Raw genomic sequence first — 22807 nt, 5'->3', positions numbered from 1 at the left:
TTACTCAAATGCGTAGGTCATTTCGGCTGACCTGGCTTTAGGGTTGAACTCTGCTGTTGCAGGCTTATTTAACACAGCAAGTGCTTGTTTTGCCAGCGACAGTGTATCAGCAACTTGCATATCTTCTGGTACGCGTTGTCCATCTGTGACATAACTCAATGATAAACCACTTTGGATCAATACACTCAATGCGGCACCTAAAGAAACGGATTCATCGAGTTTAGTCAAAATTGCGCCAGCGAGTGGAATTCGTTGAAAATGCGCGACCGCTTCTTCCAACACGCGACGTTGTCCAGTGGCTGACATCACCAAGTAACTGCGAATGGGTAAACGGGAATTAGCAGTAAGACTATCAAGTTGTTCGCACAATCTCATATCTCGTTGCCCCATACCAGCGGTATCGATCAACACCAGTTTACGATTGCGGTATTGGTAAACAATTTGCTCCAACTCTTTAAGATCATTGGCTTGTTTTACTGGGCACCCCATTATCTTGCCATAAGTTGCTAATTGCTCAAAGGCTCCAATGCGATAATGGTCGGTGGTAATTAACACAACTGAGTCGGGACCATGATGTGCGACAAATCGTGCAGCAATTTTCGCCAGTGTGGTAGTTTTACCAACGCCAGTTGGGCCGACTAATGCCACGATGCCGCCTTGACGCACAACATCGTCACCTTTGTTATCGAGCAAGTTGGCTAACGCTTGTGGCAATGCTCTTACCAGATCCGCAGGCGCATAGTGCTCACTGAGCCCGGCCAGCTTTGCTGAAACCGCTGGCGAGAACTCTGCTTCCAACAACTTGCGCTCTAACATCGCACCGACAGGGTTGGTGCGGTTTTTCTGATCTTTCATCAACACATTAACTTGATGCGTCAATAAGTTTCGAATAGAGGCCAGCTCTTCGCGCATCGTTTCCAGTTCTTGTTGCTGGCGGGCATTATGCTGTTTACTGGCGCCGCCGCCAACTGAAATCGGCTCATGAACAGGGTGAGCGGGGGCGGGTTGCGGTTTATCCAATCCCATGGCCCACGCGGGCGTTTCCACCGCGCTGCTTTGCTGGGTGTTGTGATCGTTAATCTGTTTGTGCAGACGCGCATGTTGGCGCTCTAACAAAGCTTGTAGCGAATCGGTGGCTGGCGCACTGGCGGTCACCGGGCGAGATTGCGTCTTCACATGACCGATGGACACTTTATCGTCACTCAGCTCTGGAAACACGGCGCTAGTATGCTGTGCAGGAGCAGCAGCTTGTGGCTCGTCATAATCCACTGCGGCGACAATCTCGATGCCACCCGTGACTTTTTTGTTGGACATGATGACGGCATCAGCACCTAAAGTGTCTTTTACTTGCGCCAAGGCAGTACGCATATCTTTGGCAAAAAAACGTTTAATTTTCACTGTTGCTTACTCCTACTGGCCAACTGCCGCCACAATTCGAATCTGTTTCTCGTCAGGCACTTCCTGATAAGAAATCACGCGCAAATTTGGAATCGTATGTTTAACAAAACGAGACAGGGTGGCACGTAACATACCGGAGGTCAGCAAAATTGCGGGTTGCCCCACCATCTCTTGCTTTTGGGCCGCATCGACCAACGATCTTTGCATCCGCTCTGCTAGCCCTGGTTCGATGTTTGGTCCATCGCCCCCTGTCGCTTGCATTGACTGATGCAACATCTGTTCCAACTCTGGCGCCAAAGTAATGACAGGCACTTCATCCTCTGGACCTGCAATCTCTTGCACGATCATCCGTTTCAGGGCGATACGCACAGCGGCAGTTAATACTTCAGGGTCGGTACTCTTCGGCCCATACTCCAGCAAGGTTTGGACTATGGTGCGTAAATCGCGTACTGACACGCCTTCGTTAAGCAGGTTCTGCATCACCTTCACAACGGTGGCTAAGCTCATGATATCAGGCACAAAACCATCCACCAGCTTCGGCGCGCGTTTCGACAGCATATCCAACAGCTGTTGTACCTCTTCATAACCCAGCAGTTTAGCGGCGTTGTTAGTGAGCAGTTGGCTCAAGTGAGTGGCAATGACGGTAGAGGCATCCACCACGGTGTAGCCTAGTGTTTGTGCATGTTCACGCATCTCTGGCGCAATCCATACTGCATCTAAACCGAAGGCCGGATCCTTGGTTTCAACACCATCGAGCTTGCCAAATACTTGACCAGGGTTAATGGCTAACTCGCAGTCGTGACGGATTTCCGCCTCGCCCGATGCCACGCCCATCAATGAGATGCGATACGCCGACGGCGCTAAATCTAAGTTGTCGCGAATATGTACCGCTGGCACCAGAAAGCCCAGCTCTTGCGACAGCTTTTTACGCACGCCTTTGATGCGGCTTAACAACTCACCACCTTGGCCTTTATCCACCAAAGGAATTAACCGATAACCGACTTCCAACCCGACGGTATCGACTGGGCGCACATCGTCCCAGCTCAAGTCTTTTGGCTCGGTGCTAGCTTTCTCAACGGCACCGTTTTGTGCCAGTTCAAGGGCATTTTTCTTATTCTGTTCATTACGGCGATTGATAAAATATGCCCCAGCCGCGGCAGCCAGTGCGAAGCTCAAAAATGCCAAATGTGGCATACCGGGCACGATGCCCATGATGAACAATACTGCGGCGGCAATCATCAGCGCTTTGGGGTTGTCGAACATCTGTTGTACAACCTGCTCGCCCATATCTCCGCTTTCATTTTGGCGGGTCACCATCAAGGCGGCAGCGATAGACAGCAACAAACCGGGGATCTGTGCCACCAAACCGTCACCAATGGTCAGCAAGGTATAGATCTCCACCGCTTGGGAAAACTCTAGCCCGTGCTGCACCATACCGATCATGAAACCACCGAGGATGTTGATCACCAGAATCATGATCCCGGCGATGGCATCCCCTTTGACGAACTTGGACGCACCGTCCATAGAGCCGTAAAAATCCGCCTCGGACGTTACTTCTTGGCGACGTAAACGCGCTTGCTCTTGATTGATGATCCCGGCGTTCAAGTCGGCATCAATCGCCATCTGCTTGCCCGGCATCGCGTCTAAGGTAAAACGAGCACTAACTTCAGAAATACGGCCAGCACCCTTGGTGACTACAGCAAAGTTGATGATGATCAGAATCATGAACACCACCAGACCCACGGCGTAGTTACCGCCAATCACCACCGAACCAAAGGCTTCAATCACTTTACCGGCGGCGTCGGCGCCGTTATGACCTTCCAACAACACCACGCGGGTAGAGGCAACGTTCAACGCCAGCCGCAACAACGTAGCCACCAACAACACGGTAGGAAAGGCGGCAAAGTCCAGCGGACGATTGGTATAAACAGCGACGAGCAGCACCACTAGCGCTAACGCAATATTGAATGAAAACAGAATATCCAGCAGGAAGGCTGGCATTGGCAAGACGATCATTGCCAGCGTTGCTAGCACTAATAGCGGAGTTCCGATCCCTTTCACTTTGGTGGGTCGGAACTGGCGCCACTGCCCGAGAGTTGCTTTTACATCCATTAACGTCAGCCTGAGAATTGACACTTAGACGGCATAAAGCAAACTTCAGGCCAAGGTTAGTATTTCTTGTATTCGTCAGGGATCGGCTGATTGAGCGGGATAGGCGTTGGTTTGCGGCCACGGCCTTTTTGATATTGGCGCAATTGAAATACATAAGCCAGCACCTGCGCCACTGCGGTAAACAGCCCTTCGGGGATCTGCTGTTCTAGCTTGGTGGTGTGATAAATTGCTCGTGCTAACAGTGGCGCTGACACGATGGCAATATCGTACTCGCGGGCGATTTCTCGAATTTTAAACGCCAATTCATCGGCACCTTTCGCAACCACATACGGCGCAGCGGCTTTGTTAACATCGTATTTCACTGCTACGGCAAAATGCTCAGGGTTGACCACGATAACATCGGCTTTTGGTACTTCAGCCATCATGCGCCGCTGTGAGATTTCATGTTGCAGTTGCCGTATACGGCTTTTCACTTCAGGTTTACCTTCAGTGTCTTTGTATTCGTCTTTTACTTCCTGCTTGGTCATGCGTAACTGCTTGTTGTGATTCCATATTTGATATGGCACATCAATAATCACAATGATGATTGTCGAGCAGCATAACCACATGAATATCCACCACAGAATATCCATGGCGTGCATCAAGTTACCGGGCAGATGGTCTTGCGACAGATTGAGAATATCGGGAAAGTAAAACGATAATAAGAAATACGCCGACAAGGCAACCACCGAAAACTTGGCAATCCCCTTGGTGAGTTCCACTAATGCCTGCAAGCCAAACATACGCTTAAAGCCTGTTAGCGGGCTCATTTTGCTGCCCTTGGGCATCATCGCCTGGGCACTAAAACTGATGCCGCCTACGACGATATTGCCAATGAATGACACCAGCGCGAGAAAGGCGATAAAGCCCAAAATGGGTAAGCCGATATCAGCAATCACCACGCCCCAAACAGTAAATAAACTGTTGCTGTCAAACAGCTGGTCACGTTCAATTGAGAATAAGCGTGTCATGATCGATGACAGACCGCGTATCAAACTCGGACCAACAATCAACAGTCCCAATGCGGCGGAGAGCAACACGGCGGTGGTGCCTAAGTCGCGGGAGCGCGCCACCTGCCCTTTATCACGAGCTTCTTGTAACCTTCGCGAGGTGGCTTCTTCGCTCTTCTCCTGTCCATCTTCATTTTCGGCCATTATGGCACCCCATCAAGATTACATTGCAACCCAGCAATATCGCAGATCAGCACTTGGGCGCTCTGCCATACCTCACCAAAATGGCCCATGATCTGATCGAGTGTCAGCCATAAAATAATCAGGCCGCCAATCATGGTGACCGGAAAACCGATAGCGAAAATATTCAACTGCGGCGCGGCGCGCGTCATCACGCCAAAGGACAAATTGACCACCAGCAAGGCGATAATTGATGACAGCGACATCGTTAACGCCGCGCCAAACATGTAACTGCCCCACTCCGCGATGGCGCGCATGCTACCAAGCTCAATGCCAGAGGTAGACACCGGAATACTATCAAAGCTGGCGATCAGCATGCGGAGCATCACCAAGTGTCCATTGACGCTCAAGAAAATTAACGTCGTCAGCACCAAGAAAAAGTTACCCACCACCGGTGTTTGTTGACCCGATGACGGATCAACCATCGACGCAAAACCTAAGCTGGTCTGCATACCGATGACTTGCCCAGTCAACACAAAGATTTGCATCAACATCAGCGAGACAAAGCCGATGGCAACACCAATCAGCACTTGCTGCAAACTGATAATCGCGGACTTCAACGACAATAAATCTTCTTGCGGCATGGGCGGTAACATCGGCGCGACCGCCACGGTAATCGCCAGTGCCATCAATAGACGTACACGCGTTGGCGTGGTGGAGGCGCCAAAAATCGCCATCACCATCAACATGCTAGAAATACGAAACATTGGCCATGCGTAGGCTGCGATGGTCTGTTGCAGCGTAGCAAACAGAAATTCCATACTAGCCGACCACTTGCGGGATCCGCTGGACCATCTCCATAAAGAAGTCCATCAAGGTTTGTACCAGCCAATGGCCGAGAAACATCAGCGCCAGTAAGGTGGTTAACAGACGAGGGAGAAAACTCAGCGTTTGTTCGTTGATGGATGTTGCCGCTTGAAACACCGCCACCACCAGACCGACCACCAAGCTGGGCACCACCGCCGCAGATACGATGATGACAATAATCGATAGTGCTTCGCGCAACACATCGACAAAGGCCTCTGGTGTCATAGTGTGCTCCTAGTTTCCAAAACTATTGGCAAGCGTGCCCATCACTAAGGTCCAGCCGTCAACTAACACGAACAGCATGATTTTAAAGGGCAGCGACACAATCATCGGCGATAGCATCATCATCCCCATTGCCATCAAAATACTGGCAACCACAAGGTCAATCACCAAAAACGGAATAAACAGCATAAAACCAATCTGGAACGCTGTTTTCAGCTCGCTGGTGATAAACGAGGGGATCACTACCGTCATCGGTGCGTCTTCTGCGGTTTTAATGTCAGTGTAGCCAGCAATCTCAATAAAGGAGTTGAGATCGGTATTGCGCGTCTGCGATAACATGAAGGCTTTGAGCGGCTGTTGCCCAGTTTCGTAGGCTTGCTGCAATGTCATGGTTTCATTCATGTAGGGCTGCACCGCATTATCGTAAATATTTTCAAATACCGGATGCATGATAAAGAAGGTCATGAACAAGCTGATACCAATCAGCACTTGGTTTGACGGCGTTTGTTGCAGGCCAATCGCTTGGCGCAAAATCGCCAGTACCACGATGATACGCGTAAATGACGTCAACATAATGACCATGGCGGGCAAGAAGCTCAGCGCGGTCATCAGCAGCAATATCTGCATAGTCACCGAGTATTCGGTTTCACCATTAGCGCCGGTGGTGACAGTCACTGCGGGGAACAGCGCATCTTGCGCGGCCACCGAGCCAGAGAACATCAATAAACTGAGTATCGCCAGTGGCAGCCATTTCATTGCTGGTTGGCCCTCGCCTGCTTAAGTCGTTGCGAAAACGAACTGGTTTCGATGGTTACCGGAGTATCGAGCTTATCGATCAAGGAGACTTGCTGAGCGGTCACGCCGAGTAAGTATTGCTGTTCACCCACGGCGACCAGTACCAAACGCTCCTTCGGCCCCATCGCCGTTTGTGCCTGTACTTTGATGGCTCCGCTGCTATTGGTGGTTAAGTTGAGCTTTTTGAGACCATAAGCAAGCGCGATGATGATCATCAGCACCACCAGCAAGCCGCCAAACATACCAGCAATCGAGCTATAGTCGACGCCGTTGCGTACTGGCGTGGTTGTTGCCGCAGCGGCGGCACTGAGAATAGTTGTAGTCAACATCAGTTATTTAAGCTTTTTAATACGTTCAGTCTGGCTGATCACATCAGTCAAACGGATACCAAATTTGTCGTTCACCACTACCACTTCACCGTGGGCGATCAGTGTGCCGTTTACCATCACATCCAGCGGTTCCCCGGCAACGCGGTCAAGTTCTACCACTGAACCTTGGTTCAGTTGCAGCAGGTTACGAATACTAATAAAGCTACGGCCGACTTCCATGGAGATCGTCACCGGGATATCCAAAATGGTGTCCAGCTTGGCTGATTCGTCATCAGTAAGTTTATGAGTGCCTTTGTCTTTGAGCTCTTCAAGCTCGACCGCCTTCGCCTCTTCTTCGGCTTGCTCGGCCATCGCTGCTGCCCAATCATCCATATCTTCATTACTCATGCTGCTAAAACCTTATATTTCAGTGATATCTTTGGACAAATTCTTACGCATAACTAATTGTAGTTCGCTCTTCACTGTTTCTGGGCGGGGAATTTTCTCTGCAATTTGCAGCGCCAAATTTTCTTTCACTCGGCCCAATTTACAACGGTACGACGGTAAATCTTCAATCTTCATCACGAGATGTTCTGGCATTTCTACTGGAATAATATCGCCAGCTTTCATCTCCATCACATCACGTAAGGTCAGTTCTTTTTCCAGCAAGCGTGCATCGACGCTCACTTTGACATCCATAATTTCGTCACGTAATGCCTGTGACCAGCGCATATCAGTGTCTTGCTTGTCACTCTGCACCCCGGCATCGAGCAGTTCGCGGATCGGCTCAATCATCGAGTACGGCATAGTAATATGGAAATCCCCCCCACCGCCATCCACTTCAATATGAAATGAGTTGACCACCACCACTTCGGTGGGGCTGACGATGTTCGCCATCGCGGGGTTAACCTCGGAGTCGAGATAATCAAACTCCACATCCATCACTGGCGCCCAAGCATCTTTATAATCTTCAAAGATAATTTTCAGCAGCAGTTGGATAATACGACGTTCTGTCGGGGTAAATTCCCGGCCTTCAATTTTGGCATGAAAACGGCCATCGCCACCAAAAAAGTTGTCCACCAAAATAAACACCAGGCGTGCTTCCATGGTGATCAACGCGGTGCCTTTAAGCGGATTGAAACGCACCATATTCAAGCTAGTGGGTACAAACAAGGTATGTACGTACTCACCAAATTTCAGCATTTGCACGCCGTTGATGGAAACTTCAGCGGTGCGGCGCATCATGTTAAACATGCTAATGCGTAAATGACGGGCAAAGCGTTCGTTGACGATTTCCAACGTTGGCATACGGCCACGGACAATACGATCCTGCGACGAAAAGTCATAGGACGTGGCATCCGAACTATTACTATCGACCTCGTCCTCATCGACATCGTCCACACCATGAAGCAGCGCGTCAATTTCGTCTTGGCTTAATATATCGCTCACGTTATCTGCCTTAGCTTAATCAATTAGCATTACTGCATTACAAAACCAGTAAACAGTACTTTTTCGACAATCTTTTTGCCCGTAATCGGCTGTAAGGTGTTTTGCACATTCAGCAGCGCGGTTTGACGCAGCTCATCCTTGCCCGCTTGAGTGCTGAGTTTTTCTTCACTCGCCGCACTAAAGGTGGTCAACAATGCGTCTTCGACTAAGGGAATATGTTTTTTCAGCGCGGTGTCATTCACTTCGCCGCGCACCATCAGTTGTACTTTAATCTCCACCAACCGCGAGCGAACGGTTCCCGCCACGTTGAATAGAAATGGCCGAGGCATCGCCACATAAAACGCTTCACTATTAGACGCCTCAGCGGCGGGATCCGCTGCCGCATTCGCCGCTTCTTCCGTTGCTGCTGGAGGCGTGTCTTCGCCGCCCAACAGAAAATACGCCGCGGCGCCCCCGCCTAACAGCAACACCACAACGGCAATGATAATAAACAGCATCTTTTTACTTTTGCCGCTTTTTTCGGCCAGTTGTAGCTCTGGTTGTTCAGCCATCGACTTGTCCTTTATTCGCCAATATGGGTCCGCTTATGCCATAGGTTACCTACTCAAGCGTAATAATCTATACCTGAAGCATAACTATCTGAGCGATTTAGTGGTTGTTGCGTTATTTCGGTGGAAGTTTCAGCGGAATTGTCGCCGCCAACAGCAAAGCCAGCACCATTTTCGGCTTGAGCTTCGCCTTGCGCTTGCTGCTGGGAACCGCCGCCATAAGAGACTTGGCTATCGGCCAGATTCATCCCCTGCTGTTGTAGCAAGTCTTTCAAGCGTGGCATGGCTTGTTCGATCAGATCTTTCGCCTGGGTTTGCGTCACATGAAACTGTACTTGAGTGTGGTCGCCGCGCACTTGCAGCTTCACGGTCATTGAGCCTAGCTCTGGTGGGTCGAGGCGAATTTCTGCGTGTTGAATGCCGTCTTTCACCATGGTCAGCAGTTGTTGCCGCATCACTGGTGCAAAACGCTGTACTAACTCTTGCTGCTGTACTTGTTGCTCATTGGCCAAGCGCAAAGATAACTGCACATTGTTTGCTGACGATGTCTGCTGAGTATTGGCATTAGCTGATGTCGCCCCCAAGGCGCTGATATCTTTCAATGTGTTGTTGTCACCTGCAGCCATATCGCGTACCACGGCCACAGACTTATCGTGACTCATGCCGACTGATGTTGCTTTGTCTGCCGCATCAGCCAAGGTCTTTGAGCCGTTAAGCGCGTTATCATCAGCGTTATTTAGCGCAGCACTTTGACTGCTGAGTTTGTCGGTAGCTGTTTGTTGCCCTGCGTTAGCGTTTTTAGCGTCAAGTGACACAATATTCAGTGATGGCTCTACCGTTGCATCAGCTTTATTCGCTGATTGCTGTTGCTGCACTTGTCCGAGTAAGGCAGCCAATAGTTGCATTGCCTCTGTTTGGTCGCCCTCGCCTGAGGTTAAGTCACTCACCATCGATAGTGCATCACGCAACTCATCGTCGCTCACCTCATCACCGTCGGCTAACCGCTTTAGCACATCTTGCAGCCCAGCAATGCTGTCGTCGTCGAGTTCGGTGTCGCTGCTGTCAGTCGCACTGTTCAACAATGCCTGTAGCATATCGCCAATGCTCTGCTCGCTAGTGTCAGTAGCGTCTGGCTGTTCGGTGCTGTCGCCTTTTAGCTTGTTGAGTAGCTGTGCCAACAGTTGTTTAACCTGCTGCTGTTCATCATCAGACAGGCTGGCTAACTGCTGCGCTAATGTGGCGTCCCCCTCGGCGGCATCGGACGGCAAGTTTTTGCCAGCGGCGATTTGTGCCAGCGTGGAGTCAACCGTATCTGGCTGTGGGGCCGATTCTGCTTGCGCGGCGTTTTGACTCGCCACCTGCTGCGTTTCAGCACGATGATAGGCTTGCTTCGCCTGATTCAACTGTTGATGCACTTGGCCGTAGAGATCTTTAAATGAAGAATTAATCTTTCCCAAATCAGAGCCTTGGCTCGGATCGAGTATAGAACCACGCTCAGAACGGGTTCGGGTATTGGCGTTATCATGGTTAAGCAGAACACTGCTGGCTAACTGCTGCATAAGATCCTCCGCGCGGGTATCTCGCGATACATAACGTCAGTACAAAGCGAATAATTGGCGTATGCCCAAGGAAAGCAATAATTAGGCCAAAAACTTAGCTTAATGCAGTTTAGCTTATGATGATGAATTTAGCCGTTGCCGATAGAACTGTTGTGCCGCAAATTCGTCAGTCATTTTCTGCTCTTGTTTGGCTTGTTTGACGGCTCGTGCGGCGGCTTTTTTCTCGAGGAGCAATTCAACCGCCTTGCGTTTTTGCTGAGTCTCCATCCAATACTGTTGCCGATATTGACGTTGTTTATCAGCATCTTGCACCACCGCTGCTTGCTGCCGAATGGCATCATCAACTTGGCGAATAAAACGATGGAACTGCTGGTAGTAGTCGGCGCGGATCTGCTTGCCTTGCTGCGCACTCAACTGTTGCATGTAGTCGAGTCGATAGCTGTTCAGCGATTGTAGTTGTGATTGACGGCGCTGACATTCGAGCTGCGCCGCCTTCAGTTTGAGCGCGGCTTGTTCTTCGGCGTCTTGTGCCAATTTCAGTACGGTGAACAGCGGATCAGTCGCCATAAATTAGCCCCTAAACTTTACACTGGGCGGCGAGCTGCCCCAGCATCAGTTGCGCATCAGCAAAGCTGACCGCTTCATGCATCCGTTGCCGCAAGAACGCATTCATCGCCGGTTGCAACCGAATGGCGTTATCGATGCGCGGATCACTGCCCTGCGAATACGCGCCAATCGAGATAAGGTCGCGGTTTTGTTGGTAAGTGGCGTACATCTGTTTGACCCGCCGCGTCGCTTCTAAGTGCTCGGCAGAGATCACCATCGGTGCGACACGGCTGATGGACGCCTCAATGTCGATGGCGGGATAATGCCCTGAATCCGCCAAACTGCGCGACAACACAATGTGACCGTCGAGGATCGCTCGTGATGCATCGGCAATCGGATCTTGCTGGTCGTCGCCTTCGGTCAACACAGTATAAAAGGCGGTGATTGAGCCTTGGCCTTCTCCACCGTTGCCAGCACGTTCCACCAAACGCGGCAAACGCGCAAATACCGATGGCGGATAACCTTTGGTTGCTGGCGGCTCACCGACTGCCAAGGCGATTTCACGTTGCGCTTGGGCATAACGGGTCAAACTATCCATCAGCAGCAGCACGTTTAAGCCTTGATCGCGGAAATACTCGGCAATGCGAGTGGAAGTTTCGCAGGCACGCAAACGCATCAATGGCGAGGTATCGGCGGGGGCCGCGATGACCACTGAGCGCTTACGGCCTTCAACGCCGAGGATCTCCTCGATAAACTCCTTCACCTCACGGCCACGTTCGCCGACCAAGCCCACCACAATAACATCAGCTGTCGTACCGCGAGTCATCATCCCGAGCAGCACACTCTTACCTACGCCTGAGCCGGCAAACAGCCCCATACGTTGGCCTTTCCCAACCGTGAGCATGGCATTGATCGCACGTACGCCGACATCAAGGTGTTCTGAAATAGCGCGACGCGCCAGTGGATTAATCGGTTGTGCGTGAGTGGTGGTGCGTTGTTCGGTATGCAGTGGTCCAAGGCCGTCAAGTGGCAAACCGTTGCCATCAATCACGCGGCCTAGCAGTTCCATGCCGACACTTAACCCGGCTTGGTTACCTTTGGGGGTGACTTTGGCGCCGGGCACCACCCCACGGATTTCTTCTACAGGCATTAAATAAAGCAGGTCATTATTAAACCCCACCACTTCAGCATCTAAACTGCCTTCGGTGGTTTCAATTTCACATAAACTGCCGATTGGCGCGCGGCAACCACTGGCCTCTAGCGTCAACCCCACCACGCGCACCAACTGTCCGCTAGACACCGGACGATAAGGCGGCACACGCTGTGCCAGCGTATTCAGGCTATTCAGTAACGCTGTTTGCCGTTGCTGCGTCATCGTTATCCTCCGCCGTCGTATCGTCTACCGCATCAGTGGCTGCGGTCGGTTGCGACGTTGGCAGTTGCTGCTCAAGTTCATGTTGTTCTGAGGTTAATTGCTGTTGACGTTGTTCGATACCGGCAAACACGGTAGCAATACGCTGCTCCAGTTGCATATCAACTTGGGAACGTTCGCAGCTCACAATGCAACTGCCACGGCTAAGGCCTGGGTCTTTTTCAAGCTGCCATTGATTTTTAGCCAGTTGCTCTGCGCCATATAACTCGGTCACCAGCGCAACATCCTCAGGATGTAAGCGCACACTGACCCGCTGCTCGCGCATCGGCAGCGCATCAATGCCTGCACGTAAGGCTGACAGGATAATATCGGGATGGGTATTTAATTCGTGGTGAATGGCTTGCTTGGCTAAACTTTGCGCCAACTGCAACAGACTTTGTTCCACTTGTGTATCAAGCACGGCGAGGGGCAGTTGAAACTGTGCTAACAGCTGTTCAAACGCTTGCAGCTTTTCCTGCGCCGCCGCTAAACCTTCGGCGAGGCCTTGCTGTTTGCCTTGTTCAAAACCTTCAGCGTGCCCTTGTTGCAATCCTTGCAAACGGCCCTCTTCCATGCCTTGCTGTAGGCCTTCGGCATGGCCTTGCTCATGCCCTTCTTGCTCAGCTTCCGCACGGAGCTGCTCTATCTCTGCTAAGGTCGGCGGGACGATTTTTTTAGGTGGTTCAACCGGTTGATATTGCGCTGACTTACGCCCAAAAACGTTGGTATCAGGCACGACGAGGGACGCGCCGACATCGGGGAGATCCCAAGGGTTGACTTCATTGTGCGCTTCATCGTCGCGCTGTTGCGCCTGATCATGTTCAGCCATTACTGGTCATTCCTATAGGAATTCTTCTCCGCCACCGCCGCCGCTCAGCATGATTTCACCGGCTTCCGACAAGCGTCTAGCAATGGAGAGGATTTCTTTCTGTGCCACTTCCACTTCGCTGACACGAATTGGGCCCATGGCTTCCAAGTCGTCGCGCAGCAGCTCCGCAGCACGCTTAGACATGTTGCCAAGAATTTTCTCTTTCAGGTTGTCGTCGGCACCTTTGAGTGCTTTTTGCAGCACATCTTGCTGCACTTCACGCAGCAACACTTGAATGCCACGGTCGTCGACATCGATAAGGTTTTCAAACACAAACATCAAGTCTTGGATCTGTTGCGCCATCTCTTCGTCGGATTCGCGCATGGTTTCCATCAACTGGCTTTCGATACCGGTATCGAGGTAGTTCATGATGTTGGCGGCGGCTTTCAGGCCACCCATCTTGGCGGCTTGGGCGCCACCTTGACCCGCGAACTGTTTCTCCATGATGTCGTTCAGCTCTTGCAATGCAGCGGGCTGTACTTCTTCGAGGTTGGCGATACGCATCATCAAGTCCACGCGGGTATTTTCTGGGAACTGCGAGAAAATTTCTGCCGCCTGATCTGGCTCGAGATACGACAACACAATGGTTTGGATCTGCGGGTGTTCGTTTTGGATAATACTGGCGACTTGGCGCGCGTCCATCCATTTGAGCGAATCCAGACCTTTAGCGCCTGAACCCATGACGATCTGCTCAATCAGGTTACCGGCTTTGTCTTCACCCAGTGCCGCAGTCAGTGCCTTTTTAATAAATTCATGGCTGTTAAAGCCGATGGATGAATACTTTTGAATATTATCCAAAAACAGCTTATGTACCGCCTGCACGCGTTCTTGACCGAACTCGTCCATGCTGGCCATCATCATGCCCACTTTCTGCACTTGCTTTGGCTCAAGATGCTTAAGAATTGACGCAGCATCAGCTTCGCTGAGACTCAGCAATAAGATGGCGGTTTTCTCAATGCCACTCAACGAGTCGACATTAAAACCGCTTTTTTCAGTTGTCTCATTTGCCATCTTCTTGTAACCAGTTTTTCACTACTTGAACAGAAAGCTCAGGCTCATTAGCCACCAGAGCGCGGATTGCTTTAATCATGTCATCATCTTTATGCAGATCGGGGATCAAGATAGAACCATCTTCTGCATAGGAATATTCGGTATCTTGTTTACCCAACATGCCCAACGTATCGGCGGCGAATTGGTCTTCAATATCAGCCAACTCATGCCCTAAGCCGGGGTCGTCTGGCATATCTTTATCATCTGCCAGAATCAGTTTTTTCATGATTGGGCGCACGATAAATAGGAACAATACCAGTATCAAGATAGCACCGATAGCCAGTTTAGCGGCACGCCAGAACCAAGGCTGCTCCCACAGCGGCATTTCTGGTGCTTCATCCACCAAGTGATCCATGAATGGCACGGTGACCACTTCAATCACATCACCGCGTTGCGTGCTAAAACCGATAGCCCCTTCTAACAGGCGACGAATATTCGCCATCTCTTCCGCGGTACGTGGCACACGCGATACTTGCCCCGCTTCCGTTGCTTCGCCTGATTTGTAGTCCACCGCCACCGAAATACTGATACGGCGCACCACGCCCACCTGCTGGCGGGTGTGACTGATGGTGGTATCCAGCTCAAAGTTACGGGTGGCTTCATTGTGGCTGCTGCTGTTGCCTTGGCTTGCATTAGCGCCAGCGGCCTCTTCGGGAATATTCGATTCCATCGGCGGTTGGTTGGTTAACGCGCCGGGAATCCCCCCATTGGTGCCGTTGTTTGATTTATTCTCGACCGTCATTTCGCTGCGCAATGCAGGCAGATCAGGATTGTAGCGTTTGGCTGTTTGCTCAACCGCGGTAAAATCCATGTTCACATCAACTTGTGAGGTGAAGTTTTCTGGGCCGAGTACTGGGATCAGAATTGAGTCAATTTTATTACGGTATTCACTCTCTTTCTGCTGCACTATCTCTAATTCACGACGGGCGCGCGCTGACACGGCATTTTGGCTACCTGAGTTGAGCAAGCGGCCACTGGCATCGGTCACGGTCACTTTGGTCGGGTCCATACCGTGCACCGCAGAGGCCACGATATCGACAATCGCATCCACTTCGCCTTGGCCTAAACCTCCGCGACGGGTGCTCACCACCACAGTGGCGCTCGGTTGCGCTTGGGTGCGGGCAAAGACGTTCTCTTTTGGCAATGCCAAAATCACTTTGGCGCGGCTAACACTGCTTAGCTCTTCAATCGCTTTAGCCAAGTTCAATTCTTGGCTGTGCTTCAAGCGTGCCTGCTCTAAACGTTGACTCACGCCAAAACCGGAATCTTTATTGAGGAAGTCGTTTTTATCTTCTGAGCTATCGATGCCTTCACGGCTCAGCAGCATTTTAACTTGCTGATACTGGTCTTCTGGCACCTTGATAACATCGACATCAATTTTGTATGGCACACGGTTTTTATCAAGTGCATCGAGCACTTGCACCATCTGTTCGGTGTCCATCTTGCCAATGGGACGGTATTCAGGCTCTTGCGCCCAAATCACAATAAACACAGCCACGGCTAACAGAATCGCTAGCGCGAGGATCATAGTGACCTGCTTCAGCGTATCAGCATTGCCAAATGACGACATTACGCCGGATTTGTTTTCCTGCTGCACGCCGTCATCGGTGACAACGCCACCGTTAGGATCTGCGACTAAATCTGTGCTCACGATAGTTACCTGCTCAGTGAATTAGGATTGAGGCCTAGATAGGCATGCTCATGATTTCTTTGTAGGCTTCAACTAACTTGTTGCGCACCTGTACCGTTGCTTCAAAGGCCACCCCAGCTTTTTCGCGGGCGATAACAGTATCAGAAAGGGTGACACTGGTATCCCCCATGTCTAATCGAGTGGCTAAATCACCAGCAGTTGTCTGTAAATTGCTAACATGCCCCACCGCTTGGGCGAGTAAATTGGAGAAATCGGCACCGGAGGTGTTATTGACATTGCGCACTGATGGCGCAATTTCGCCTGTGGGGGCAAGCTCCCCTTGCAGGGACTGCATCTGTTGCAGTAATGAGTTAGCTCCGATTTGCATGGTGTTCTCCTTCGTCAGCAATTTGACGGCGGTCTTCGACTTATCCAGAACAATGCAATTAGGTTGCCAATTTTTTATGTAGATGTTTTTAAAATAAAAAACGCGGTGACAACAACAGAATCTGCCACCGCGGAGAGAGTTGGTAAATGGTTAAGCGGGAATATCGATGCCCATATCACGCATGCGTGCCATTTTATAACGCAGCGTACGAGCGCTTATGCCCAGCTTTTCGGCCACCAGTTTGCGTGAACCTTGGCATTGGCTGAGCGTTTCTAAAATAATCTGGTGTTCTTGCGCTTTAAGCTCATCCCCGAGCCCTTCATTCATTGGCTCAGGTTGGCGTTCTTCTAGCGGCTGGGTGACATCGTACAAATCGAGAATAATGTCAGCGGCATCAATTTGGCTGTTGCGCTGCAAAATTAGCGCCCGTTGAATAACGTTATCTAACTCTCGTACGTTGCCGGGCCAGCGATGGTTTAACAACTTGCGGATCGCGCTGTCGGACAACTCAGGCACAGGTTTAATATGGCCCACAGCCGCATGTTTGGCCACTAAATGCTTGGCTAACGGCACAATATCAGCGGGGCGTTGATTCAGTGATGGCCATGCTAACGGGAACACGTTAATACGATAGTAGAGATCTTCACGGAACTCGCCTTTCGCCACCGACTCTTTCAAATCACGGTTTGACGTGGCTAACACGCGCACATCCAGCTTAATGGTTTTACGGCCACCAAGACGTTCAACTTCACGCTCTTGCAATACGCGCAACAGCTTAGCTTGTAGGCCGAGATCCATTTCTGAAATCTCATCCAGCAGCAATGTGCCGCCTTGCGCTTGTTCGAACTTGCCGGGACAGGCTTGGTAAGCCCCCGTAAACGCGCCTTTTTCGTAACCAAACAACGTCGCTTCCAACATGTTCTCGGGAATAGCGGCACAGTTGATAGCGATAAATGGCTGATCAATACGCGGACTTTTTTGATGAATATAACGTGCCAGCACTTCTTTGCCTGAGCCGCTGGGGCCAAGGATCATCACCGACGCATCCGACTGCGCCACGCGCTTAGCTAACTCGAGCAAGGCAATACTCTTGTCATCGGCGACTATCGGCTCACCAGAGACGGGCTTCGGCGCCAAATATCGGCTCACTTGGTTAAGTAGCACTTCTGGTGAGAACGGTTTGGCGAGGTAATCGACCGCTCCCAGTTTGATGGCGCTTACGGCACTGTCGATGGTGGCATAAGCGGTCATCAACAACACCGGCAGTTCGGGAAAGTTTTGCTTCAAATAATCGAGCAAGCCCATGCCGCCAATGCCGTCCATCTGCACATCGCTGATCACCATATCAAAGCTGCATTTTTTCAATGCCACAATCGCTTCTTCGGCGCTGGCAACATCAACACATTGGTAATCGGCGAGGGACAAAGTATCGATCAACGCTTCGCGTAGGTCGTTATCATCTTCGACCAGTAACAGTTTGGTATCGCTCATAACGCTTCTCCTGCTAGCGCTGCGGCGCCGCGTTGAAGTAACGGCAAATTCAGGCTGATGGCACAACCATTACCGGGAACACAGTGAATAGATAACTCGCCGCCATGACTTTTCACCACCGACTGCACCACCGCCAGACCGAGGCCAGTGCCGCGCGCTTTAGTGGTAAAAAACGGCTCCAACACCTTCTGCTGCAACTCCTTGTCCATGCCCTTGCCGTTATCGGCAATGGTCAAGCAGATCTGGTTGTCAGCTAGGTCGGTACTCATGGTAATTTGTGTAGCGCCCGCTTCAAGACTATTGAGCACTAAGTTATTGATGGCAGATGATAGCCCGTGCAGGTTAGCCAGCACCGCCGCATCATCGGTAACCACGAGCGCTAAGCTGGCGTTATTTTTGGCACAAATCGGTTCACAGTTAGCATACACATTATGCAAAATCTCACTGACCAGCACCTCTTCGCCCTGCTGCTCTTGGCGACCTTTAGCAATCAACAACATGTCGTTAACTTGACGCTCTAGCTCGCCGAGCCGGTCCACCAATTTTTGTTGAAACCGGCCACGAGATTCTTCTTGCAAACGAGGGTTGCCAAGATTAGCGGCATACAACAGCGCAGCGGATAACGGCGTACGGATTTGATGCGCGAGGTTCGCAACCATTTTGCCAAGGGCGCTAAGCCGTTGCAGATGAGCCAAGTTCTGCTGCAATAAACGGGTTTCGGTCAGGTCGGTAATGACAATAAGCTGGCCGTTGTCTTGTCCGAGCGGGGTGATTTGCAACTTAACGCGGCGACCATTGCGCAATGACACTTCGTGTCCATCATCTTTTTGCGGCGCAAACGAACGGTTGATGATGGTTAACCAACGCTCGCCCACCAGCGGCAGACCTAATAGAGATTCAGCGACGGGATTGGCTTCTGACACGCGGCCATCTTGGTTAAGAATGACAATACCGGAAGGCATGGCTTGCAGAATATGCTCCATCCGATCGGACATATTCGCCGCTTCACTCATCTGGATCCATTGATGACCACGATGAGAGATGGTTTCGAGTTTTGCCAGTGCAGGGGTTGCCATATGCACTCCGTCAAAATAATGCTATTGACCGAGTGAATGCAGATTTTATGCCATAAAAATTACTTTATTTTTCAGTAGAATATAACGTTAATCTTTAGTCATACCGTATTTACGCATTTTTTCTACTAGCGTAGTACGGCGAATACCCAGCATTTCTGCGGCACGGGCGACAACGTTATCTTGCTGATCGAGCGCTTGGCGGATCATGTCGATTTCCAGCTCGGCCAGTAAGTCTTTGAGGTTAACCCCTTCCGGCGGCAGTTCGCTTGGGAAACGGGTTTCAGGGATTTCTACCGGCTCATCATCGTTGAAGATAGAAGCTAACGCATCGCGCTCTTGCAGCTCTTCACTCACATCAACCGAGTATTCCGGTACATCGATATAACGATATTTCATCGGCAAATCGTTAACATCGACCAAACCGCCCGGATAGAGAATCGTCAGCCGTTCGACTAAGTTAGACAGCTCGCGCACGTTGCCCGACCACACATGCTCTTTTAACGAGTCAATCGCACGCTGAGTAAAGCGTACTCGGCCTTTTCCTTCGTTAAATACCCGGCTGACCAACTCTTGCAGCAACAGCGGAATATCTTCTTTGCGGTCACACAATGGCGGCATTTCGATTGGGAACACATTCAAACGATAGAACAGATCTTCACGGAAGTTGCCTTCCTCAATCATATGTTCCAAATTGCGGTGCGTTGCAGCAACCACGCGCACGTTGGCCGCTATCGGCTTATTGCCACCCACGCGTTCAAATACGCGCTCTTGCAGGACCCGCAGCAGCTTAACTTGCATCTGCAACGGCATGTCACCAATTTCATCGAGGAATAGCGTGCCGCCTTCAGCCAACTCAAAACGCCCTTTCCGCGAGCTGATCGCCCCAGTAAACGAGCCTTTCTCGTGACCAAACAGCTCACTTTCCAGCAATTCTGGTGGAATGGCGCCACAGTTTACCGGAATAAACGGCCCATCGCGGCGCTCAGACATGTAATGGATGTTACGCGCCACCACTTCTTTACCCGTACCAGATGGCCCCAACACCAACACGGTGGCGTCAGACGATGCGACCTGAGCAATCAAGTGGCGTACGTTGGCAATGCCATCGCTACGGCCGACAAGGCTACGAAACAGCTTGGTTTGGTTGGCGCTGGTGGGCACTTGTGGGCGTTTTACTTGACCAAAAACTTGGCAATAATGCAGTAATTCGGTGACTTGATGATAGCTTAGCGGTGCTTCTATGTTACCAAGAATGTTAGAAGCGTCGATGCTAGCAGCGCCCATGATTAACATCGGCTGCCAAGGCAAACGTGAAATCAGCAGTTGCCGCTCTAATTCAGATAACGAGTCTGTTAACAAAATTAATGCACGACAACGCCCTTCCGGAGACAGTTTTTCGGCGGCATCAGCGGTCATCACTGCAACCTGCTCGCCTATAAACTCAAGCACGCAACTAAGGCGATTGGCGCTCTCTGATGGGGTTCCGACAAGTATAATCCGTTGATCTATCTGCATCATTCAGTAGGCCGCTAAGCTCTGGGTAATTGTTAACTTTGATAATGTTGCTTTGAAAAAGCACCGCGATAATAACATCCACATCAATGTAGGTGTTTCAAAATTGCAATGCTGAATATTGTATTATCAGCCAGATATAAGCAAGCCTATCGTCACCTTTATCAGCCTATCTTTCCGATTTTAGACTAAAAGTTTGTGAGCTGCCTGCAGTTGCGTCAAAACAATGACGCAACGACAATATTACACTAGTAAGAATTGGCTATTTTATGTGCAGCAACAATTAGTTATCTTCAGTTGAAGTTAAGTGGTGCTGTTCTGCTGGAATAGCATCCCACGCTTCTTTAATTTCGCGTAGGATAGCTGAGACATCGTCTAATGCGGCGGGGTCATTATTCAAATTCGCGTGAGACAAACGCATAATCATAAAGTCATACAGTTGATTAAGATTTGCTGCGATGTTGCCACCAGCTTTCATATTCAGACTATTTTGCAAGCCATTAATGATGCCGATAGCTTTACCTATATATTCGCCTTTAGCGGAAATGTTGCCTTGTTCAATGGCGTAACGGCTTTGAGCAACGCGCTCAAGCGCGCCTTTAAACATCAATTGCACAAGACGATGCGGAGATGCTACTGCAATCTCGCTTTCTAATGATACCTTGCGATATGACTGTAATGAGCCTCTCATTTCCTACCTACCTGTTAGCATCTACAGAATTATATATTTTTAATTGGCGTTGTTTATTGTTCGATGACACGATCAAATTTTTGCGATACTCGCGAACGTCTTTGGCTTTTTCCTCTAGCTCACGTCCGATATCCACTTGAGCTTGCAATATATTAGCATCGGTTTCAACTTGGATTAATTGCGCGAGCAGCTGTTGCCTTGAGGTCACCAGTTGCTGCACCTGTTGAACTAATTGATCGCTGCGCTCATCTTCAATTGGTATCACCAGCAATTGATCCAGCGTGTCTTTTAGTTCCTGATTAACCCGTTCGATTCTATCCATATGTACCATCGATTATGACTTACGTACCACACCAGGCAATGAGTTAAGCGCACTTAAGGCACTGTTTCCTTGCGAGTTAAGATTAGATACAACCAAATCCATCGCGTTGTACTGTTTAGTTAAACGCGCTTGCAACAGTTCCATACGGCGATCCAACGCTTCACGCTGATCCGCAATACGATCTTTCTCCTGCGTGTAGCTGTTTTGACGGCTGGCAATCATACCGTTGCTCTTCACATAACCATCAATCACCGTATCCATGCGGGCTGCGATACCAGTATCTTTTTGAGCAAACAAGGTACCAACTTTACTCATGCCTGATGATAGGGATTCGGTCAACTTACTTTCGTCAACGGTCAAACGACCTTGGCGGTCAGCAGATATCCCAATATCGTACAACGCTGTCGTACCACCTTGCCCGTCATCAACACGAGAACTCACCATACTACGCAGCTGTGATTGCAATGAACGAATTATGGAATCGCCCTGCAATGCCGCCGATGTATTGGTACTCACATTATAACTAGACAACGAGTCCATCTTGGTCATCAAGGTGTTGTAGGCGTCGACAAAACCTTGGACATTCTCCTTAACCGCGTCATCATCTTGGGCAATAGTCAACTTAGTTGTCTTACCGACATCAGCATCTGTCAGTTCAAACGTGACACCAGAAATAGCGCCTTCTATCTTATTTGAGGATGAAGTGAGCGTCTGCCCATCAATTTTGATCACTGAATCAGCAGCGGCTTGAATGGTTTCCAGTTGGCCCGAACCAAACGTACTGCTCAATCCCGTCCCTGACGTATCAGACGCAGTAACAGTGATGGCATTTTCGGTACCGGTTTTATCGGAGGCAAAAACTAATCGCTTACCGTTATCAGTATTGATAATGGTCGCAGTCACACCAACGTTATCATCGGCGTTGTTGATGCTGTTGGCGATATCCTCAAGCGAATCGGTCGCGCCAACATCTACCGAGAAGCTTTTACCTTGGATAGCAAATGACAGACTTCCTTCACCAACACCGCTGCTGTCATCGGAGACAGCAACACTGGCGAGCTTCTGTGCCGAAGCTAACGATTCAACCACAACGTTATAACTACCGGCGCGCGCGTCTTTATCTGCTGTGACAGTAAAAAAGTCTTCTGAACTCTGACTGACCTTGCGAATATTTAGCGCCTCAGGATCACTGAGTTTAGCTACAGCGTCTTGAAAAGTCGTTAACGCACTTTTCAGTGAACCAATAGCGGATACTTTGGCGTCTAGCTTATTCTCTTGAGAATCTAGTCGTGTTTCCTTTGGTGTCCGCTCAGAATCAACTAGTGTTTTCACAATAGTCGTGATGTCTAAGCCGGAACCAATGCCTGTTGCGGTCAGAGCCATATCAACCTCTCT

At 50.2% G+C, this 22807-nt stretch carries 23 protein-coding genes; all 23 read right to left on the bottom strand.

Annotation, left to right across the window (positions count from 1 at the left end; all coding sequences use genetic code 11):
• Complete coding sequence (gene flhF, locus L9G74_RS08555; protein WP_238895878.1) at window positions 1–1398, bottom strand: flagellar biosynthesis GTPase FlhF; 1398 nt, start codon at window positions 1396–1398, stop codon at window positions 1–3.
• 12 nt (window positions 1399–1410) lie between these two features.
• The gene (gene flhA, locus L9G74_RS08550) at window positions 1411–3510 is read right to left on the bottom strand and encodes a flagellar biosynthesis protein FlhA (RefSeq protein WP_238895877.1); all 2100 of its coding nucleotides are present in this window, start codon (window positions 3508–3510) and stop codon (window positions 1411–1413) included.
• A 56-nt stretch (window positions 3511–3566) separates the two neighbouring features.
• The gene (gene flhB / locus L9G74_RS08545; protein WP_238895876.1) at window positions 3567–4703 is read right to left on the bottom strand and encodes a flagellar biosynthesis protein FlhB; all 1137 of its coding nucleotides are present in this window, start codon (window positions 4701–4703) and stop codon (window positions 3567–3569) included.
• The gene (gene fliR / locus L9G74_RS08540) at window positions 4703–5500 is read right to left on the bottom strand and encodes a flagellar biosynthetic protein FliR (RefSeq protein WP_238895875.1); all 798 of its coding nucleotides are present in this window, start codon (window positions 5498–5500) and stop codon (window positions 4703–4705) included. Before fliR ends, flhB begins: the two co-directional genes overlap by 1 nt.
• A gap of 1 nt (window position 5501) precedes the next feature.
• Window positions 5502–5771, bottom strand: a complete 270-nt coding sequence (fliQ, locus tag L9G74_RS08535) for a flagellar biosynthesis protein FliQ (RefSeq protein ID WP_238895874.1) — start codon at window positions 5769–5771, stop codon at window positions 5502–5504.
• Between the two features lie 9 nt (window positions 5772–5780).
• Window positions 5781–6488 (bottom strand): flagellar type III secretion system pore protein FliP, encoded by a 708-nt coding sequence (fliP, locus tag L9G74_RS08530; RefSeq protein WP_238895964.1) that lies wholly within the window; start codon window positions 6486–6488, stop codon window positions 5781–5783.
• Between the two features lie 32 nt (window positions 6489–6520).
• Entirely contained in the window at window positions 6521–6892 is a 372-nt protein-coding gene (fliO, locus tag L9G74_RS08525; RefSeq protein WP_238895873.1) for a flagellar biosynthetic protein FliO, read from the bottom strand.
• 3 nt (window positions 6893–6895) lie between these two features.
• Complete coding sequence (gene fliN / locus L9G74_RS08520; protein ID WP_238895872.1) at window positions 6896–7279, bottom strand: flagellar motor switch protein FliN; 384 nt, start codon at window positions 7277–7279, stop codon at window positions 6896–6898.
• Between the two features lie 12 nt (window positions 7280–7291).
• The gene (gene fliM / locus L9G74_RS08515) at window positions 7292–8320 is read right to left on the bottom strand and encodes a flagellar motor switch protein FliM (RefSeq protein WP_238895871.1); all 1029 of its coding nucleotides are present in this window, start codon (window positions 8318–8320) and stop codon (window positions 7292–7294) included.
• 29 nt (window positions 8321–8349) lie between these two features.
• A complete protein-coding gene (fliL, locus tag L9G74_RS08510; protein ID WP_238895870.1) occupies window positions 8350–8871 on the bottom strand; it encodes a flagellar basal body-associated protein FliL in 522 nt (173 codons plus the stop codon).
• 53 nt (window positions 8872–8924) lie between these two features.
• Window positions 8925–10427, bottom strand: a complete 1503-nt coding sequence (locus L9G74_RS08505; protein ID WP_238895869.1) for a flagellar hook-length control protein FliK — start codon at window positions 10425–10427, stop codon at window positions 8925–8927.
• 114 nt (window positions 10428–10541) lie between these two features.
• A complete protein-coding gene (fliJ, locus tag L9G74_RS08500; protein ID WP_238895868.1) occupies window positions 10542–10994 on the bottom strand; it encodes a flagellar export protein FliJ in 453 nt (150 codons plus the stop codon).
• Window positions 10995–11004: 10 nt separating this feature from the next.
• The gene (fliI, locus tag L9G74_RS08495) at window positions 11005–12348 is read right to left on the bottom strand and encodes a flagellar protein export ATPase FliI (RefSeq protein WP_238895867.1); all 1344 of its coding nucleotides are present in this window, start codon (window positions 12346–12348) and stop codon (window positions 11005–11007) included.
• A complete protein-coding gene (gene fliH, locus L9G74_RS08490) occupies window positions 12314–13213 on the bottom strand; it encodes a flagellar assembly protein FliH (protein ID WP_238895866.1) in 900 nt (299 codons plus the stop codon). The genes fliI and fliH overlap by 35 nt, the downstream gene beginning before the upstream one ends.
• A 12-nt stretch (window positions 13214–13225) precedes the next feature.
• Complete coding sequence (gene fliG, locus L9G74_RS08485) at window positions 13226–14263, bottom strand: flagellar motor switch protein FliG (protein ID WP_238895865.1); 1038 nt, start codon at window positions 14261–14263, stop codon at window positions 13226–13228.
• The gene (gene fliF / locus L9G74_RS08480) at window positions 14253–15953 is read right to left on the bottom strand and encodes a flagellar basal-body MS-ring/collar protein FliF (RefSeq protein ID WP_238895864.1); all 1701 of its coding nucleotides are present in this window, start codon (window positions 15951–15953) and stop codon (window positions 14253–14255) included. The genes fliG and fliF overlap by 11 nt, the downstream gene beginning before the upstream one ends.
• A gap of 34 nt (window positions 15954–15987) precedes the next feature.
• The gene (gene fliE / locus L9G74_RS08475; protein ID WP_238895863.1) at window positions 15988–16320 is read right to left on the bottom strand and encodes a flagellar hook-basal body complex protein FliE; all 333 of its coding nucleotides are present in this window, start codon (window positions 16318–16320) and stop codon (window positions 15988–15990) included.
• Between the two features lie 150 nt (window positions 16321–16470).
• Entirely contained in the window at window positions 16471–17811 is a 1341-nt protein-coding gene (locus L9G74_RS08470; RefSeq protein ID WP_238895862.1) for a sigma-54-dependent transcriptional regulator, read from the bottom strand.
• Window positions 17808–18887 carry a sensor histidine kinase gene (locus tag L9G74_RS08465; protein WP_238895861.1) on the bottom strand — a complete coding sequence of 360 codons (1080 nt, stop codon included), beginning with the start codon at window positions 18885–18887 and terminating at the stop codon, window positions 17808–17810. The genes L9G74_RS08470 and L9G74_RS08465 overlap by 4 nt, the downstream gene beginning before the upstream one ends.
• A gap of 87 nt (window positions 18888–18974) precedes the next feature.
• The gene (locus tag L9G74_RS08460) at window positions 18975–20405 is read right to left on the bottom strand and encodes a sigma-54 dependent transcriptional regulator (RefSeq protein ID WP_238895860.1); all 1431 of its coding nucleotides are present in this window, start codon (window positions 20403–20405) and stop codon (window positions 18975–18977) included.
• Window positions 20406–20682: 277 nt separating this feature from the next.
• Window positions 20683–21090 carry a flagellar export chaperone FliS gene (gene fliS / locus L9G74_RS08455; protein ID WP_238895859.1) on the bottom strand — a complete coding sequence of 136 codons (408 nt, stop codon included), beginning with the start codon at window positions 21088–21090 and terminating at the stop codon, window positions 20683–20685.
• 7 nt (window positions 21091–21097) lie between these two features.
• Entirely contained in the window at window positions 21098–21412 is a 315-nt protein-coding gene (locus tag L9G74_RS08450) for a hypothetical protein (RefSeq protein WP_238895858.1), read from the bottom strand.
• A 12-nt stretch (window positions 21413–21424) separates the two neighbouring features.
• Window positions 21425–22795, bottom strand: a complete 1371-nt coding sequence (fliD, locus tag L9G74_RS08445) for a flagellar filament capping protein FliD (RefSeq protein WP_238895857.1) — start codon at window positions 22793–22795, stop codon at window positions 21425–21427.
• Window positions 22796–22807: the final 12 nt, after the last annotated feature.

The organism is Shewanella electrica (assembly GCF_022321485.1).
GTDB classification, from domain to species: domain Bacteria; phylum Pseudomonadota; class Gammaproteobacteria; order Enterobacterales; family Shewanellaceae; genus Shewanella; species Shewanella electrica.
This window is presented reverse-complemented; position numbering and strand designations above follow the sequence as displayed.